Raw genomic sequence first — 16481 nt, forward strand, 5'->3', positions numbered from 1 at the left:
TTGCAGATAACTATAAAATACCCTTTATACTATCGGACAACTTACTCTTAGTTCACTTATGAATACATTGTTAGCAGAGAAAGGTGACTTAAATATGGTCAGAAAAGCGATTATTCCTGCGGCAGGGTTTGGAACGAGGAACCTGCCTATTACAAAAGTCTTGCCAAAAGAAATGATGCCTATTTGTGGTCGACCCGCTATTGATTATATCGTTCAGGAAGCGATTGATTCAGGAATTGAACAGATTTTAATTGTTGTATCCAAGAATAAGAATATGATTCTTGATTACTTTGATAGATCTCTAGAGTTAGAAGCCTATTTAGAAATGAAAAATAAAACAGATTTATTAAAGAAACTGGATCAGCCTAAAATTTATATTCAATATATCCGTCAGCCTTATCCTGCAGGTCTGGGGGATGCAGTTCGATTGGGCAAGTTTTTTGTTGGTCAAGAACCTTTTGCCGTTTTGCTTCCCGATGAAATTGTTGTTTCACAAGATAAAACGGCATTGCGTCAATTAATTGAAAGACACAATACGCTAAAAGGGAATGTACTTGGGTTAAAACGCGTGGCTCCATCTGAGCTTAAGAGCTATGGGGTGATTGATCCTCAGAAATTGGACGACACAACCTTTAAACTTAAAAATATTATAGAAAAGGCGCAGGATTCCTTTCCATCGAATTTAGCCGTTGTGGGGAGGTATATCCTTGAACCTACTATATTCGGCTATTTAGACCGGCTGCAACCAGGTGTTGGTTCAGAAATTCAATTAACAGATGCCATTAAAGCGATGTTAAGCGATGTGCCCAGCTATGGCATAGAGATTGCCGGGCAGCGATTTGATATTTCGAAAATGCCGGAGTATGTGTCTCTCATTAATTTATTATGTGGTTCGGCTCATCGTGAGGATGAACATTTTGGGGGGGACTTGTCATAAAAATTTTAATTGTTGGAACGGGTTACGTTGGTACAACCACAGCGCTTGTTTTCTGTGAAAAGGGTCATCAGGTAACAGGACTTGATGTTGATGGAGAGAAAATAAAGAGATTGCAATCCGGTCAGCTTCATTTTTTTGAACCTGGATTAGATGAACTATTAAAAAAACATTTAAGGGAAGGAAAGCTCTCTTTTACACAAAATGAATCAAAGGCCATTGAAGAAAACGACATCATTTTTATTTGTGTTGGAACACCCCAAGATAAGGATGGAAGTGCCGATCTTAGCTACGTTCAAAATGTGGCTGAACGGATTGGAGAGAACTTGAATGACTATAAAGTCATTGTCGATAAGAGTACCGTACCTGTAGGAACTGCTGACAAGGTTGCAAAATGGATCAAACTACATCAAGAAAAAAACATCTCATTTGATGTGGTTTCTAATCCGGAGTTTCTTCGCGAAGGGTCAGCGCTCCAGGATGCTTTGCAACCTGATCGAATTGTCATCGGTCATTCAAGTGACAAAGCTCTGCACCTTATGCGGGAACTTTATAAGGATTTTAATTGTCCATTCGTTGAGACAACGCCAAAAACAGCTGAAATGATCAAGTATGCCGCCAACTCTTTTTTGGCCTTAAAAATATCGTATATAAATGAACTGGCGCGACTATGTGATGTCTTAGGGCTTGAAATTGATGATATATCAAGAGGAATCGGTCTTGACCATCGAATTGGCGAGGCTTTTCTAAAAGCCGGTATCGGGTATGGAGGGTCTTGTTTCCCAAAGGATGTCAGTGCCCTACTCAAAATAGCTGAAACGAACCATCAATCGCTTTCTATTTTGGAAACAGCCGTGAAAGTCAACAAAACGCAGCCAAAATATTTTATTGAAAAACTTCAAGCTGCCCTGGGTAGTTTGGAAAACAAAGTGATTGCCGTTCTCGGATTAGCATTTAAACCCGATACGGATGATACACGTGAATCGCCAAGCTTTAAAATAATTAATGAACTGATAAAAGAGGGATCAAAGGTAAAGGTTCATGATCCAGTCGTGAAAATTGGATCGAGGCAATCCCTAAAACAAGCAGGCACTGTTGAGGAATGCGTTTCAGATACTGACGCCATCATCCTATGTACGGATTGGGAACAGTATAATGCTATTGATTGGCCATCGGTCAGAAAACGGGTGCGATTCCCTTTTATTGTTGATGGTAAAAATATGCTGAATCCAAACGAAATGAAACATGCAGGTTTTGGTTATTACGCAATCGGGAAAAGTTAATCGTCTAATAATGATAAGTAACTTTATCAGCTATTACCAGCGCTTTCAATGGAGAAGCATTCATTAGTAAAGTTGTTAAAAGTATATATTAATCATCGGTTTAACAGGTACTACTGAAGACTAGGAGGGTGTTATCCATGATTCTGGTAACAGGCGGGGCGGGCTATATAGGGAGCCATGTCACAAGAGAATTAATAAACCAAGGCTATAAAGTCATCGTATTGGACAATTTATCAACCGGACACCAATCGGCCGTTGACCGGAGAGCTATTTTTAAATTAGGTGATATTAGTGATCGTCAACTGCTAGATGACTTATTTAATCAATACGATATCACAGCTGTTATGCATTTTGCTGCCCATTGTCTGGTTGGTGAATCCGTCCAGAATCCGCTAAAGTATTACAATAACAATGTTGGCAAGACAACGCGACTGATTCAAAGCATGACAAAGAATAAAGTGAATAAATTAATTTTTTCGTCAACCTGTGCCATCTATGGCAAGCCCGAACAGGATTCAATAACGGAACAACTACCGAAAAATCCGATTAACCCCTATGGAAGATCTAAGCTCATGATCGAGACGATTTTAAACGACACCTCAAAAAGTGATGGATTAAGTTACATTTCGCTTAGATATTTTAACGCGGCGGGGGCTCATTTCTCTGGTGAGATTGGTGAGGACCACGATCCGGAAACACATTTAATTCCAAATATCCTAAGACATTTGCAAGGGGCTACAGAAGAAATAGACGTTTACGGAAATGATTATGATACTCCTGACGGCACCTGTATCAGGGATTATATCCATGTTCAAGATTTATCGAGCGCACATATTCTTGCTTTAAAACACCTTTTATCACAACCTAGAATAGGGTTGCAGTATAATCTGGGCAATGGAAAAGGACACTCCGTAAAAGAAGTGATCAGCGAATGCGAACGGATAACAAATAAAAAAGCCAAGGTTAACTATGCGCCCAGAAGACCGGGTGATCCACCAATTTTAGTTGCTTCATCCTCTAAAATAAAGAAGGAATTAGGATGGGCCCCAATTTATACCTTGACAGACATTGTCCGTTCAGCCTGGGAATGGCTTCTCAAACATCCAGACGGCTATGAATCATTTTGAGATTAGATTAATACGGAGTTATTTAGATCGTACAATGGGGACTTCCCCATTTTTATTTTTCATCCTGATTATAAGTTCCGGATCGTTATCTTTATGAATAAATTAATTCTGATAGAATAACAAATCGAAAATGAGAAATTGAATACGAGGAGTGAACGGCCATAAGTCACTCAAAACTTTCTGTACCTGAAGTCAAATTTAAATTACATCCAAAAAGTAATATGATTATTTGCAGCAGCGCAACCGGAGAGATGTATGAAACGGAATTGAAGATCATGAAGCCTACGGTTAAAGCATATGCAAAAAAACATCACATGGATACGATTTTCATTACGGAGCGCTTCGATTCAGGCAGGCCAGCATCATGGGATAAAATTATAATTTTATATAATTTGTTAAAACATTACGATATTGTCATGTGGATAGATGCGGATGCAATATTTTTAGATACCAGTTTAGATATACGAAACCAATTAAACGAAGATCATGTTATGTTTATGGTGACGCATTACGGAAGGTCGCCAATCTGGCCTAATGGTGGATTAATTGTTGCAAAAAAGAACAAAAAAACCTTTGATTTATTAAATAAAATATGGAATAAAACAGATGTGATCGACCATCCATGGTGGGAACAGCAAGCTATTATTAATGTATTAGGATATGAAAACTCCTATCATGACATAATTTCCTACCATCCTAACAAATATAGCAACCTTATTGGTATGTTAGATCTTAGATGGAACAGCAGACCATTAGATGGTGATTTAGCTGAAAACCCTATTATAATGCATTATTGCGGTCTTCCTCATGAAATCAGGATTAATAAAATGGTATCTTGCTATCGTATTTTTAAAAATAGAAAGAGACTAGATAAATATAGGAAATACAACAGTCAATTGAGGTAAATTCATTGCTCCATCCTATAATAAGGTTCTGTTTTGCACCGGATTCCACTTTGGTACGTGCTTTTCCTCGGACAATCGGGTAAACATGAGGCTGACAGTCTTTTATACAGGGGACATGGTTTCGACACATGATCCCCTGCTGACAATCAACTTACTAATAAACACCAAGTTCCGATAGTGTTTCGGCGATAATTATGAGAGTGGACTTCGTTACAAAAATTCTGTTAACGACCTCTTGAGTCATCTTATTATTTATTATTGTTAAGTAACTGTTTCCATTACTTATTCATGGAACGATAGAGGTTTAAATATTCATTAGCTTCTTCTTGGACTGTTCTAACCTTTTCATTTTTTATATTTTTCTTTATTCCATTTAAACGCTTTGGTCCCTTTATCAATTTCTTTAATATTCTGGTCAGCTTTTCCGAATTATTTCTTGGAAAGATAAACCCATTCTGGCCATGATCAATGATCTCTGTTATGCCGCCGACATCCGAAGCAACTACAGGTAATCTACAAGCTAATGCTTCGTAAACCACAAACGGACAATTTTCATGCCAGATTGAAGGAACAATGAGTACATCAGACTCACTAAAAATTTTCCCAATATCCGTTTCATCATAAACGCCACAAAATTCAATATTACTATTTTTATAAGCAGACTTTCTAATCTGATTATTATAGGATTCAATATTTCCAGATCCATAGATTTTTAACTTAGCTTTTTTGATCTTAAGATTTAGGAATGCTTTTATTAAAACATGCAGACCTTTATGATAATAATGGCTTCCTGCATAGCAAAACGTTAGTTTTTGGTTTTTAGTATAAACGGTTTTATTCTGTATACATTTTTCTGTATTAATTCCGTATTTAATAACTTCTATATCCACTTCAGGGAATTCTTCCCTAAACATTTTCGCTAAAAAGAAAGATGGAGCAATGACCTTTTTTGCAGATAATAAAATATTTTCAGATTGCTTGTAACGGTATTTGACAAATTCGTTATTGATTTCCGGGCATTGGGTTCTGCAAGCATCGCCTTGTTTAGCACCCAGACAAGGTGAACCTGAACTTGTCATAAGTATACCTTTAGGGCACATCATGAAGAAATCAGTAAGTGTTATTAAATAAGGGATGTTCCGTTTTATAGCAACATTAACAAATTCGCCCATCCGTATGGGATGTGCAATATGAACAATATCCGGCTGCTCTTTTTCAAGAATCATATTTGCAAACCCGGTTAATTCGGAATCCTCTAATGATTGATAAAGAGTCTGAGGACCTGGGTCGTTAATATGTTTATAGGCAATAATGGGGATATCATTATATAGAAATTCTCTGTACATTATGTTTTCATAGGTGTGTTCGAAATATGAGTCGGTTTGAAAACTATGGGTAATTATTTTTACATCATGCTCATTAGTTTTTATCTGTCCGGCAAGATTTAGCAAGAAATTTTCAGTACCTGTATATGTTTCCGGAAAGAATTGATGTATCAGATACAGAATTTTTATGGTAAACACCTCTTTATTTTTTCTCGCCTTCTTCAATATATGCTGTTGGCAATTTTTGCTGAAGCCAGTTAAGGCTCAGCTGGGTGTGATCATTGAGATCTATATGAGTAAGGGTCCCCTCCTTTGTAAATATAAGTATCTCTAGGCCGCGATGATTACTAATTAACTAAAATAATGGAGTACATACCGCTCTGAAAAAAATGGTCAATCCCTTTTGGAAGTTTCAAATTTAATTGTGCCTGAGATAAATGATCCGGTAAAATCCATTTATCTTTGTTTTCAGAAACAATTCCGCCCAACCCGCATATCTTTGTAAATATCTTGAGGGGAATATTTTTTAGGCCTGGATGACTCATAAAAGTGCTCCATTATTTAAAAGTGTTATGACCAGCATAAGCGCGTGAAAATGAACAGATCATTAATAAGATCCATTCACAATATATGTATTTTATTTTGGCTTTATTCATGAAAGTATATGTGCACTATATGTATCGAAATACGTACTTAAGTGACCGGAAATCGGTACACTTTTATAGTTCGGTATTTTTTTCAATAATAATGACTTCCAAATATTTTGTGCAAGGCTATCTCATAATAGGTAGCCTGGTCACGCAAATTCTTTCTTCTTTTTCAAATCAACTGCCATACGCTTTCAAATAATTCTTGGTAATCATCATGATCCCACCGCTCCGCAAAATAAGGATTATGAAAATAAACAAATGCAGTCATAATAGCTTGACCTTCTCCCTTACGGCCGCTAATTGCTTCTGCCTTTTCCGCTAATTGTTTAAGATGACTATTGATTAGTGTTTGTGTGCCCTCTAAATAGTCAGTGTATAAGTAAAACATTCGTTTATCATTATGGTATAGTTCTTTTTTCGTATTGGCGAGTTGCCAGAGCCAATCATGAAGGGCAGATTCACCATCCATGTTTGCTGGAACTGTCCATTCTAATAGGTTTTTTGAAGTGGTGTTTAACCACTTTAATGCGAGTTGCTGCAAGAGATCCTCTTTATTTTTGTAATGTTTATAGAAAGCTGCATGGGTGACGCCCAAGGCTTTTGCTATATCTGAAAGCTTAGTTTTTTTAACACCCTTTTCCATGACCATTGCTTCTGCAACATTAAAAATCTTTTCCTCTGTGAGTATCGCCAATTCGATTTTCCTTTTCTTTTGGTTCTGTTAACTTGTCTGTCGCTTTTTGCTCCATGTGTTCACTTTCCGTGGACAATCTCTCAGGAGTCCCGCACCTTCCGCGCAATCAACAAAGGAGCAGGATCAACATTGAACTTTAACATAGCCTTTTTTTATGTTATTAGTGTACAAGAAAAACCGTGAAGTTACAAATTGTTGACATTGTAACCGGAGGATATATAATAATACGTGAAAGTTACAAAATAATCATTATGTAACTTTATAAAAATATAAAGGAGCGATTTTATGCTTAACGCAACGAATGAAACAAATGATCTAAGAGTAGCGCTTGTTACAGGAGGTTCTGGTGGGATAGGTCGGGCAGTCGTAAAAAAATTGTCTGATACCGGTTTTGCTGTTGCCGTTCAATATGCTGGTAATAAAGCAAAGGCAGATGCCTTAGTAGCAGAAATAATTGAGGGAGGCGGTAAAGCAATCAGTGTTGGTGGAGATGTTGCAGACGAGCAGGCCATGAAGGCCATTTTTGATACAGTTGAAACAGAATTCGGCGGTATCGACGTGGTCATCAATACAGCGGGAATAATGCTCCTTAGTCCAATTGCAGATATAAACTTGGATGATCTAGATAAAATGCATCGGACCAATATTCGTGGAACTTTTGTTGTCTCAAAGCAAGCCGCACGGCATGTACGTCAGGGCGGTGCCATTATTAACTTCTCTACTTCAATTACTCGTACACAGTTTCCTAATTACGGGGCATATGCTGCAAGTAAAGCTGCTGTTGAGTCGATGACGTTAATCTTAGCTCGCGAATTACGTGGAAAAGATATCACGGTTAACGCTGTGGCACCTGGACCAACAGCGACCCCACTCTTTTTAGATGGAAAAGACGAAAAAACAATTGACTATCTTGCTAAGTCGGTACCCTTGGAACGTCTTGGTCAACCAGAGGATATTGCTGAAACGGTAGCCTTTCTTGCAGGCCCTGCACGTTGGGTTAATGGACAAATTATTTTTACAAATGGAGGCATGGCCTAAATAACGAGGTGGAAGGAATCATGAATAGTGAAGAGAAAAAAATTATTGTGATCACAGGTGCATCCAGTGGCTTTGGATCACTTACTGCCCGGGCACTTGCTGATTGTGGCCATGTTGTTTATGCCGGCATGCGCGAAACATCAAAACGCAATGCGCCACAAGTTCAAGCTGCTGAAAATTATTTATTGGAACATGGTGTAGACTTTAGAACGGCATCAATCACTTTGATTGCGGTGAAAGGTATCCTTGTTTGAAGAAACCGGATACGACAAGATGATCCGGTCTAGGAAAAGGTGAAGAAGCTGGAGTTATCTGTACCTTTTGTGGTAGCACAATGAGATGAGCGGGAAAAAGTCCCAAGTGATCAGATAACACTTGGGACGTGATTGAATCGCGTCAGCGATTTTGTACTTTGGTGCGAACGGGTGAATTTGCCAGTATTGTAAGAATAATTCTGTCCGAATGGTAAGAAGCCGTATTCGGATTGCTTGACGCTTTGCGCCGCCATATATGGAGCATATCCAAATCTAAATAGTTAATAGTTCACAGTGTTTCGATCTGAATGTTGAGCTTTTCTTTAAAAAAGAAATACAAGAGTAATCTCATCAGGCAGGTGATCACTTCGGTTACGGTCATCGACCAGATAATGCCTTGCAATCCAAACAGGACATGGAGTAGAAGGATCATCGGGATATACAGCACGCCCTGTGTTATTGACATAATCATGGTTGGCGCTCCTTGCCCTGTGGCCTGAAATACTCCGGTTAACAACCCGGTAAATCCGTTGAAGAGAGCAGAGATCAACATTGCAACTAAAATGGAGGTTCCGATACTTAAAACGGCTGGATCATTTGAAAACAAATGAATGACAGGCGTTCTGAACAGGTACACAAGTCCGACAAATACGACAGAAATACTGCCAATCCATAGCGCGGCAGATTTCAGCCCGGCCCTAAATCGAGTTATGTTCTGACTGGCAAAGTTAAAAGCGAAAAAAGGAATTAACCCTAAAAATAGACCCATAGAAAGAAATTCGGGAACTTGAACAATTCTTAAAGCGACACCAAATCCGGCAACCACTTGATCACCATAACGACTGGCAAAGTTGTTTAATAGAAGGGTGGTGACAACAAGGAAGGCTGCCTGCAGCAACTCTGATGTTCCAATTTTATAGAGCTCCATTTGGTCATTAAGCGAAATGGTAAACTGTTTCAAGAATCCTTTCAGATGCTCACTTTTCGTTTCCAAAAAGTAAATGTAATAAATTACAGAGCCTAAATTCGCTAAAAGCATGGCTAAAGCAGCGCCTGCAACATGCCAGCCTAATACGATGATGCATAATGGATCAAAAATTAAGCTAAGGGCAGTACTGATAAAAACACCATACATGGATTCTCTTGACGCGCCTTCTGAGCGAACCAATTGTTCCAAAGAGAAATTAAGGATAATGATAAATCCCCCAGCCAAAAGCGTTAATACGTATTGTTTCGTGTAATCAAATGTAGCTGCATCTGTACCCAGAAGTTCTGTAATCGGATTAATCAGCAAAAAAGCAATAGTGGCAATGAGAAAACCGGAAATGATACTGGCATAAAATGTGTATCCGGCTACTTTTCTTCCTTTATTGGTTATTTCTTCCCTGCTAATCGGGTGGCAAAAGTGCCGCCACCAACCCCAAACATATTGCCAAAAGCCATTAAGACTGTGAATATGGGGAGTCCCAAAGTCACAGAGGAAAGCGTATCCGTATTGTGCAGAAGGCCAATGAAATATGCATTAATAACGTTGTAAATGGTTCCAACGGACATCCCAATCATCATGGGGATTGATAGATGTGCAATGGTCTTTTGAATCGGAGCTTCTTCTAAATAATAGTGATCTGTGTATTTTTTTATTACATTCATCTTCCTTCATAAATTTTCACTTACTTTTATTAGCAAGTCTTTGAGTGTTTTTGTTTCTTCAGGCGTTAGACTCTTTGTAAGCCTGTGTTCTGTCTCCGAAAAGATTTGGTTGAATTCTTCAACTAGGTTTATCCCTTTTTCTAGGACATATATATTTTTTTGACGTTCATTATTTTCCGGCACAATGCGTTCGATATACCCTTTCTTTTCCAAGCCTTGAAGCATATTGGTAATACTTGCACTTTTGCGGTTAAATTTCTCTGCTAAATCTTTTTGAATAACGCCCCTTTCTTGATTTGCATAAATGTAGCCGATCATCTGCCCTTGCTGAGAATTTAATCCTAAACAAGTTAATCGGGCGTCTGCTATTTTTTTGATTTTGATACCAATCACTCGAATAAGATCTGAGTACGGGGTAGCTACCACTTTTTTATTCATCTTCTCAACTCCATTAGCCACATTATAGTTAGATATCTAATGATTATGATTATAAGAGTTAGATATCTAACTGCCAATGATCTAATTATTTATTTCCCATAGTTGCCATTTACTTTCCCCTGAGAACGACAAGAACCGGGCACTTTGTCCGGCGGTATTCATTTTTGTACTTGAGTAAGAAAGCATAAGCGTTGATCTCTAGATAAGAGCTAACTTTTTCATTTTACTTTCTTGACATCAAACAAAAATTAACTTATATTATAAAAGAACGATCGTTCCAATAAATTTATTAAACTTTGGAGTGAGGTCTTTGACAAGAACGCGTGTCTTCGATCGACAAAAGGTACTTGAGAAGGCTATGATTGTGTTTTGGCGGAAAGGAGCCGATGATGCAAGCATTGCTGATTTATTAAAAGAAATGAAAATTAGTCGCTCAAGTATGTATGAGACGTTTGGCAGTAAAGATAATCTGCTTCTCGAATCGATTCAGTGCTATATGGACGCCAGAAAATCAGAACGCGGGGTTCTTAACGACTCCCAAGATATTCGATTGAGTATCATGCGCTATTTTCAAAATCATATTGATCGTGTATTTGATGATAATGCACCAGATGGTTGCTTACTCACCAGTACAGCAGCTTCTATTGATCATCAGAGCGCTTTGATTCAGGACGCAGTGGCAACAAGTTTTAAAGATATTGAAATGTCGTTGTTTAACCTTTTGGAAATCGGGAAAAAAAGTGGGCAAATAAATTCACATATTGATTCAAAAAAATGGGCGTTTCTTTTACTCAATTTACACCATAGCATTAATATTACTTCCAAAATCGATCACAATAAGGAAGATTTTATCCAGATGATTGAGTTGGTTGTCTCCTTGTTATAAGCTCAATTTTTTTTGATCTTTAAAGGAACGATCATTCCAATAACTGATTATAAAAGGAGTCTTAAATTATTATGATAATTTTTATGTTGATTGCCGGTTTTTTCTCTGGAATGACTATTCCTGTTCAAACATCAATTAATTCACGGCTTGGCTTGCAGGTTAAATCTCCCTACACAGCATCTGCCATTTCATTTTTGGTTGGGACGATTGTCTTATTTCTCGTTTCTTTCCTTGCAGAACCGCATTTTGTATCTGATATTAGCCTTCTTTCTTCTATCCCGTGGTGGATTCTAATTGGCGGTGGCTGCCTTGGCGTTTTTTATTTGACGTCTAATATTCTATTGCTGCCGCGGCTTGGGTCTGCGCTAACGGTTGTTGTTACTTTGCTTGGCCAAATGATTATGGCTTTATCGATTGATCACTTCGGATGGTTTCATGTTCCTGTCCATGAATTAAATGGCCCAAGAATTACCGGCATCGTATTCATGTTAATTGGCGTTTTTGTCATAAAAAAATATTAATAAACAAGGGAGCTTATTCTTCATGAAAAACAAATCATCGTATTTAATACTTTACATGTTCCTTGGCCTGTTTGCGGGAATGCTGTCACCGATTCAAACATCGATTAATTCAGAACTGAGAAGCGATGTTCAATCTCCACTTGTTGCGTCTCTCATTTCTTTTTCAGTAGGAACAATAGCTCTTTTTCTTCTTGTTTCGATTATTGAGCATCGGCGGTTATTCAATACGAACATCTTAGAAAAGGGGAGAAGAGTCATTTCAGAGAATCCCTGGTGGCTCTGGATAGGAGGGATACTGGGAGTTGTTTTTGTAACATCTAATATATTTTTGTTGCCCGTTATCGGGGCTGCTTTAACTGTTGTTTTGGCTTTATGTGGTCAGATGGTCATCGCGCTCATTATTGATCATTTTGGCTGGTTCGGGGTACCCAAACATCAGATAAACATACAACGTATTTTCGGCATTATACTGATGGTTTCAGGAATATTTTTGATTCAGCACTTTTAATATAAGCAGTTTAAAGTAGTCAAGTTTTCTTTAGAAGGAGTGCACTCTCTGTCGAAAATAGATAGAGGGTTTATTTATTCTTTTTCTCAATCCTGGAACTATTAGCGTAAGCAGGCATACATTTTACAAAATATTACCGTGGCGTAAGCTAAAGATATATTTCTAACCAGTCAGGGGGGGTCAAAGACAACACTTTCAAGATTGATGAATGAATTGAGTCTCGTTGTTCTTTAAGCATAAGGTCTTTCAAAAGACTTCAATCTTAAATGGCGACTTTAAGTAAGTCACAGAAATGCTACAAGTTTGCGTAGGGATGTCACCGCTAGGGTACGATTGAAAATGTTCTATCTGGTGCTAATGAAATCGGTCAGCTCTCATTGACGCGTAGTTAGTACGGACTACGCAGCATAAAAGGTTAAATTGCTAATAACTCCTTTAGAGAATTTATCTCTTTTCTTTGACCGTATTCTTTTTTTGCATTTGTTCTGTTTATTAAAACCGAATATGTACCTATGCTATTGGCTCCTTTAATATCTTTTTGTTCATCACCTACAAATACTAGGTTGTTTGCAGAGACTCCCAGCTTACTTAATAAGTCCAAATAGCCTTGTTTGTTCGGTTTTCTAAAACCAACATCAGCTGAAGTCAATAATACATCAATATAATCTTTAAAGACCTCAATATCAGACAAAACGTAATCTCGATCCATCCCATAAGGCACATCGGTTAATATGCCAATTTTTACGCCTTGTTTTTTTAAAGCTTCTAAAGTATAGATTGTATCATCATATAGTTGTGAAGTTCGGTGAAAGTAAGAATAAAAGGTCTTTTTTGTCTTGTTCAAACATTTATCGATATTTAATTTCCACGTTTCCAATATTTCAGAGAATATTTGGTCAGAAGATACTTCAACTTCTCTATAGGTTATTCTTGTATTATATTTTGATAGAACTTTTTCTCCTGCTTCGATCATATTTTTATTTGGAATACAGTTACAGCTGATCAGAACATCTTTCAGAGCTTCTTTGTACAAGCTTTTCCAATTTAGTGGAACATTTTTGTATTTCATCTGTTGTACAGTAATCACGAACTAGTCAATAAAAAATAAATATACTCTGATATAAGCAAACTTAAAATTACATAGTGAATGTGTTAATTAAGATTTACTATTTTTCTTTGCTTAGTTTTCCTGCTATTTATTTTTCGTATATCTGTCGCAAAGAACACTCCAATGATAACAAAAACCATACCCATTATTTGTTGCCATGTAATAGATGAACCATAGAATAATAACGAGATCCATGTTGCGTTAATGGGCACTAAATTCATATACATGCTCGTTTTGCTCGCTCCAATCTTTTGTATTCCCTTATTCCAAAGAAAGAAAGCGACGACGGTTGAGCATAAAGTCATAAAAGCTATCTCGATCCATGCTTGCACAGTTATATGAGTGATATTTCCCCAGTCGTTTTCAAAAAGAGAACCAACAGCTAGAAAGAGAGAACCAATCAACATGGAAGCAGTTGTCGTCAAAAGAGGAGGATAGGTTTTCATTACGATTTTTCCGATCAATCCATGAATGACCCAGCAGCCTAGTGCTGCAAGAAGCAAAAGATCTCCTATGTTGAACTTTAGTGCCATGATTGTTTGAAGTGATCCTTTAACGATAACAAGAAATACGCCAAAGAGAGATAAGAGGAGTCCAAAACCAATTCGACGATTCCATGATTCATTTAAGAAAAAAACAGCACCAAGCGTGACAAAAACGGGTGTCGTTGCCATAATTAAGGACCCATTAATTGCCGAGGTATATTTCATTGATTCAAAGAAAAAAGCATTGTACCCAAAGATACCGGTAAGAGCCATTAATAATATACCGATACCATTTTTTTTGAAAAAATTGATCTTCCATTCAGAGCTGAATATTGTGATGGCTAATAATATTAAGCTGGCTAATCCAAAACGTACCGTTGCTGCTGTTAAGGGGGATATCTCTGTTATGACATGCTTTGTCGCCCCAAAAGCTCCTCCCCAAAATAAAGGGACAAGTAAGAGTAAAATATAATAGATTCCATTTCTTTGTTTTTCATTCGTCATATTCGGGACTCCCTCAACTTACTTAACTTATTTTAAGACGGTTATGTTTATTTATGTAGAGGGAGCCCCTTCAATATCTTATCAACAGTGTTTTTTTGACCATACATGGCCATTCCAACAATTTGAAGATCTTCCTCCCTAACAGACCTTACAACTGCTCGATTATCTTCATCATTATTCGTATCGAAAAGCCCTTTTGTATAAATTGAAAAACGAATATCTCGGCTTAATGCTCGTTGGTGCACCTTTTTGATTTGATCTTTGTCGGCAGAGAAAACTAATACAGGTTGATTGAACATAGGTAAGTAAACAGAGCCATCTTCATAATTTTTGCCAATAATGTCTTTTATTGTTCCAGCAATACCACTAACAGTAAATGCTGTCACATTCAACTCTTGCCACATTTGAAGATCTTCTCTGACAACAACTGCTATTTTTGTACTTGTCTTCATCATGTATTAACCCCCTCGTAGGATTTGTTTATTTTAGAAGATGATAAACTTCGTTCATTGGTCTCAGCCAGTTCTGACTCATAACAGAAGCAGCTAACTTAGAGTTATGGTCAGTAAAAGCTTTAATAATAGCAGCGTGCTCTTTTACGGAATCTGATTTGAGTGTAAGATCATTTTTTAGAAAAACATATTTAAAGCGTCGAATATGCAACTGTAAGGTGGATGAAAAACGATCAATGTATGGATTATCAGCAATCTTTAAAATGAAACTGTGATAGTGCTCATCAAAAGTCATCGCGTCAAATGGTTGTCCGTTTTTTATCGCTTCCTCGTATTTTTGATTAACAGCCTTCAACGTTTCCACTTGTTCCAGAGTGATAATCTTGGATGCTTCATCTGCTGCTAAAGCTTGTAAGGAGGCAAGCGGTGGATACAATTTCAATACGTCTTTCTTTTTTATCATGGTAATACGTGTCTCTCTGCCTGGAAACGTTTCAATAAATCCTTGAACTTCAAGTAATTGTATTGCTTCCCTGATGGGTGTCCGGCTAATGCCAAGTGTTTCAGCCAGTTCTGAATCATATAGCTTTTCTCCCGGCTCAAGAGTTCCATCAATAATCCATCGCTGCAATTGATTGAATGCTTTCTTTTTAGCGGATAAGCGAGTAGGTGAAGAATAATTTTTGGGTATAGGCATTTTGCATTCTCAATATTTTGATTTATTAGAAATATATCACATATAAATACATATATCAAATTGATTCGGTGAATTTTTCGAATTCATAGCCGCGATGATCACGGTACTACATGAAAAGAAAAGTTTTACTTTTACGCTTGGCTGTTTTCTGGGTCAAAGTAAATTTTACTTTGGTCTCTTGAACAACAATTTCCGTTTAGTGAAGCGATATAATGAATTCTATATCCCATATAATTAGCAATGATACAATAAGAGGCCGGATAACGGATTGTTATGTTAGGGTGGTTGAAAATCTCTTTGTTAAGGTGTTTTTTCCACAACATTAAAAACCAGGCATTGTTTAAGCATCCGAGCAGATAGTTCAGCCGCTAAAATATTATTTTCATTAACTTATCTCTTACTTTTACCATTGCGAAAAATTTAAATTTAGTTATTTGTTTAGATGAATGATATGTTGTAGTAGTACAAGCAGATGATTTAGATTCGGTTTCCTCAGTGAAACTTACTGGTATGAATTCTACTTCAATAAACCGTTCATCATCATACGGTTCAAGAAATTTGTTGACCGAAGTTTCAAGAGCAAACAAATCGTTTTCCTCAAATAATTTAATTTTCATTAATCCACCCCTCAGTAAATAAGTTTGGCTAAAGAAAATTCATTTCAAACGGGTTATACAAGGTAACAATCATCAAGCGTCTTTTTATCGTTATCGAAATAAGTGATGCGTGCCTCTCTTAAAACTGCCTATTTTTTTCGCTGGCGCGTAAAGTCCCCCTGCGTTAATAAAAAATCAGTTAAGCACTGTTAAAGTAATGCTTTTGGATGAATCAACAGCCCTTAAAGCAGGATATTTTACTTAAATGTATATTAACGAAACTTTGGTTTTTTTCAAAAATGATACAGCTGAATCATTATTTTTTTGGATAATATACACCGGCATGGCCAGGTGCGGATTAGCCGGCAACTTTTTTAATCCAGGACTTATTAAAGCCACGAGTTGTTTTTGTCAATATGATATGAT

The 16481-nt window shown here is 37.2% G+C and carries 17 protein-coding genes and 1 pseudogene; 9 read left to right on the forward strand and 9 right to left on the reverse strand.

Features of this window, described 5'->3' with window-relative positions; all coding sequences use genetic code 11:
- Positions 1 to 94: 94 nt before the first annotated feature.
- From COP04_RS03110 to COP04_RS03125, 4 genes are all read left to right on the forward strand, one after another.
- On the forward strand, positions 95 to 937 hold the full coding sequence (locus COP04_RS03110; protein ID WP_100486652.1) for a UTP--glucose-1-phosphate uridylyltransferase: 843 nt from the start codon (positions 95 to 97) through the stop codon (positions 935 to 937).
- The gene (locus COP04_RS03115) at positions 934 to 2217 is read left to right on the forward strand and encodes a UDP-glucose dehydrogenase family protein (RefSeq protein WP_100486653.1); all 1284 of its coding nucleotides are present in this window, start codon (positions 934 to 936) and stop codon (positions 2215 to 2217) included. Before COP04_RS03110 ends, COP04_RS03115 begins: the two co-directional genes overlap by 4 nt.
- Before the next feature lie 137 nt (positions 2218 to 2354).
- Positions 2355 to 3344, forward strand: coding sequence for a UDP-glucose 4-epimerase GalE (galE, locus tag COP04_RS03120; RefSeq protein ID WP_100486654.1), 990 nt, complete (start codon positions 2355 to 2357; stop codon positions 3342 to 3344).
- Between the two features lie 251 nt (positions 3345 to 3595).
- Positions 3596 to 4249, forward strand: a complete 654-nt coding sequence (locus COP04_RS03125; protein ID WP_275656852.1) for a putative nucleotide-diphospho-sugar transferase — start codon at positions 3596 to 3598, stop codon at positions 4247 to 4249.
- Positions 4250 to 4527: 278 nt separating this feature from the next.
- Here the strand turns inward: COP04_RS03125 and COP04_RS03130 are convergent, their stop codons facing one another.
- Positions 4528 to 5799: a glycosyltransferase gene (locus COP04_RS03130; protein WP_239984745.1), complete on the reverse strand. Its 1272-nt coding sequence runs from the start codon at positions 5797 to 5799 to the stop codon at positions 4528 to 4530.
- A 594-nt stretch (positions 5800 to 6393) separates the two neighbouring features.
- A complete protein-coding gene (locus COP04_RS03140) occupies positions 6394 to 6918 on the reverse strand; it encodes a TetR/AcrR family transcriptional regulator (RefSeq protein WP_100486657.1) in 525 nt (174 codons plus the stop codon).
- 285 nt (positions 6919 to 7203) lie between these two features.
- On the opposite strand from COP04_RS03140, the gene COP04_RS03145 reads away from it, so the two are divergent.
- On the forward strand, positions 7204 to 7956 hold the full coding sequence (locus tag COP04_RS03145; protein ID WP_100486658.1) for an SDR family oxidoreductase: 753 nt from the start codon (positions 7204 to 7206) through the stop codon (positions 7954 to 7956).
- 20 nt (positions 7957 to 7976) lie between these two features.
- Positions 7977 to 8210 (forward strand): hypothetical protein, encoded by a 234-nt coding sequence (locus COP04_RS03150; protein WP_204988013.1) that lies wholly within the window; start codon positions 7977 to 7979, stop codon positions 8208 to 8210.
- A gap of 289 nt (positions 8211 to 8499) precedes the next feature.
- On the opposite strand, the pseudogene COP04_RS03155 reads toward COP04_RS03150, so the two are convergent.
- A pseudogene (locus tag COP04_RS03155) lies at positions 8500 to 9860 on the reverse strand (MATE family efflux transporter).
- A gap of 6 nt (positions 9861 to 9866) precedes the next feature.
- Positions 9867 to 10298 carry a MarR family winged helix-turn-helix transcriptional regulator gene (locus COP04_RS03160; protein WP_100486659.1) on the reverse strand — a complete coding sequence of 144 codons (432 nt, stop codon included), beginning with the start codon at positions 10296 to 10298 and terminating at the stop codon, positions 9867 to 9869.
- A gap of 310 nt (positions 10299 to 10608) precedes the next feature.
- Here COP04_RS03160 and COP04_RS03165 point away from each other — a divergent pair, with 310 nt between their 5' ends.
- The 3 genes from COP04_RS03165 (at position 10609) to COP04_RS03175 (ending at position 12213) form a co-directional block, all read left to right on the forward strand.
- The gene (locus tag COP04_RS03165) at positions 10609 to 11184 is read left to right on the forward strand and encodes a TetR/AcrR family transcriptional regulator (protein WP_100486660.1); all 576 of its coding nucleotides are present in this window, start codon (positions 10609 to 10611) and stop codon (positions 11182 to 11184) included.
- 68 nt (positions 11185 to 11252) lie between these two features.
- Positions 11253 to 11705, forward strand: coding sequence for a DMT family transporter (locus tag COP04_RS03170; RefSeq protein ID WP_100486661.1), 453 nt, complete (start codon positions 11253 to 11255; stop codon positions 11703 to 11705).
- 22 nt (positions 11706 to 11727) lie between these two features.
- Entirely contained in the window at positions 11728 to 12213 is a 486-nt protein-coding gene (locus COP04_RS03175) for a DMT family transporter (protein WP_100486662.1), read from the forward strand.
- A gap of 415 nt (positions 12214 to 12628) precedes the next feature.
- Here COP04_RS03175 and COP04_RS03180 read toward each other — a convergent pair whose 3' ends face one another.
- The 5 genes from COP04_RS03180 to COP04_RS03200 all read right to left on the reverse strand — a co-directional run bounded on the left by COP04_RS03180 (position 12629) and on the right by COP04_RS03200 (position 16076).
- Positions 12629 to 13282, reverse strand: a complete 654-nt coding sequence (locus tag COP04_RS03180; protein WP_157800152.1) for an HAD family hydrolase — start codon at positions 13280 to 13282, stop codon at positions 12629 to 12631.
- A gap of 83 nt (positions 13283 to 13365) precedes the next feature.
- Positions 13366 to 14310, reverse strand: coding sequence for a DMT family transporter (locus COP04_RS03185; RefSeq protein ID WP_100486664.1), 945 nt, complete (start codon positions 14308 to 14310; stop codon positions 13366 to 13368).
- Between the two features lie 47 nt (positions 14311 to 14357).
- Positions 14358 to 14765, reverse strand: coding sequence for a DUF2000 domain-containing protein (locus COP04_RS03190; protein ID WP_239984746.1), 408 nt, complete (start codon positions 14763 to 14765; stop codon positions 14358 to 14360).
- 25 nt (positions 14766 to 14790) lie between these two features.
- Positions 14791 to 15459, reverse strand: a complete 669-nt coding sequence (locus tag COP04_RS03195) for a GntR family transcriptional regulator (RefSeq protein ID WP_100486665.1) — start codon at positions 15457 to 15459, stop codon at positions 14791 to 14793.
- Between the two features lie 368 nt (positions 15460 to 15827).
- Positions 15828 to 16076 carry a sporulation protein Cse60 gene (locus tag COP04_RS03200; protein ID WP_100486666.1) on the reverse strand — a complete coding sequence of 83 codons (249 nt, stop codon included), beginning with the start codon at positions 16074 to 16076 and terminating at the stop codon, positions 15828 to 15830.
- Between the last annotated feature and the right edge of the window lie 405 nt (positions 16077 to 16481).

This window comes from Sporolactobacillus pectinivorans, from assembly GCF_002802965.1.
GTDB lineage: Bacteria > Bacillota > Bacilli > Bacillales > Sporolactobacillaceae > Sporolactobacillus > Sporolactobacillus pectinivorans.

Bases quoted from the DNA above. Each gene is read 5' to 3' on its own strand.
- COP04_RS03110 (WP_100486652.1), top strand. From the start codon at position 95: ATGGTCAGAAAAGCGATTATTCCTGCGGCAGGGTTTGGAACGAGGAAC.
- COP04_RS03195 (WP_100486665.1), bottom strand. From the start codon at position 15,459: ATGCCTATACCCAAAAATTATTCTTCACCTACTCGCTTATCCGCTAAA.
- COP04_RS03200 (WP_100486666.1), bottom strand. From the start codon at position 16,076: ATGAAAATTAAATTATTTGAGGAAAACGATTTGTTTGCTCTTGAAACT.
- COP04_RS03145 (WP_100486658.1), top strand. From the start codon at position 7,204: ATGCTTAACGCAACGAATGAAACAAATGATCTAAGAGTAGCGCTTGTT.
- COP04_RS03180 (WP_157800152.1), bottom strand. From the start codon at position 13,282: ATGAAATACAAAAATGTTCCACTAAATTGGAAAAGCTTGTACAAAGAA.
- galE (WP_100486654.1), top strand. From the start codon at position 2,355: ATGATTCTGGTAACAGGCGGGGCGGGCTATATAGGGAGCCATGTCACA.
- COP04_RS03185 (WP_100486664.1), bottom strand. From the start codon at position 14,310: ATGACGAATGAAAAACAAAGAAATGGAATCTATTATATTTTACTCTTA.
- COP04_RS03175 (WP_100486662.1), top strand. From the start codon at position 11,728: ATGAAAAACAAATCATCGTATTTAATACTTTACATGTTCCTTGGCCTG.
- COP04_RS03190 (WP_239984746.1), bottom strand. From the start codon at position 14,765: ATGATGAAGACAAGTACAAAAATAGCAGTTGTTGTCAGAGAAGATCTT.
- COP04_RS03150 (WP_204988013.1), top strand. From the start codon at position 7,977: ATGAATAGTGAAGAGAAAAAAATTATTGTGATCACAGGTGCATCCAGT.
- COP04_RS03160 (WP_100486659.1), bottom strand. From the start codon at position 10,298: ATGAATAAAAAAGTGGTAGCTACCCCGTACTCAGATCTTATTCGAGTG.
- COP04_RS03125 (WP_275656852.1), top strand. From the start codon at position 3,596: ATGTATGAAACGGAATTGAAGATCATGAAGCCTACGGTTAAAGCATAT.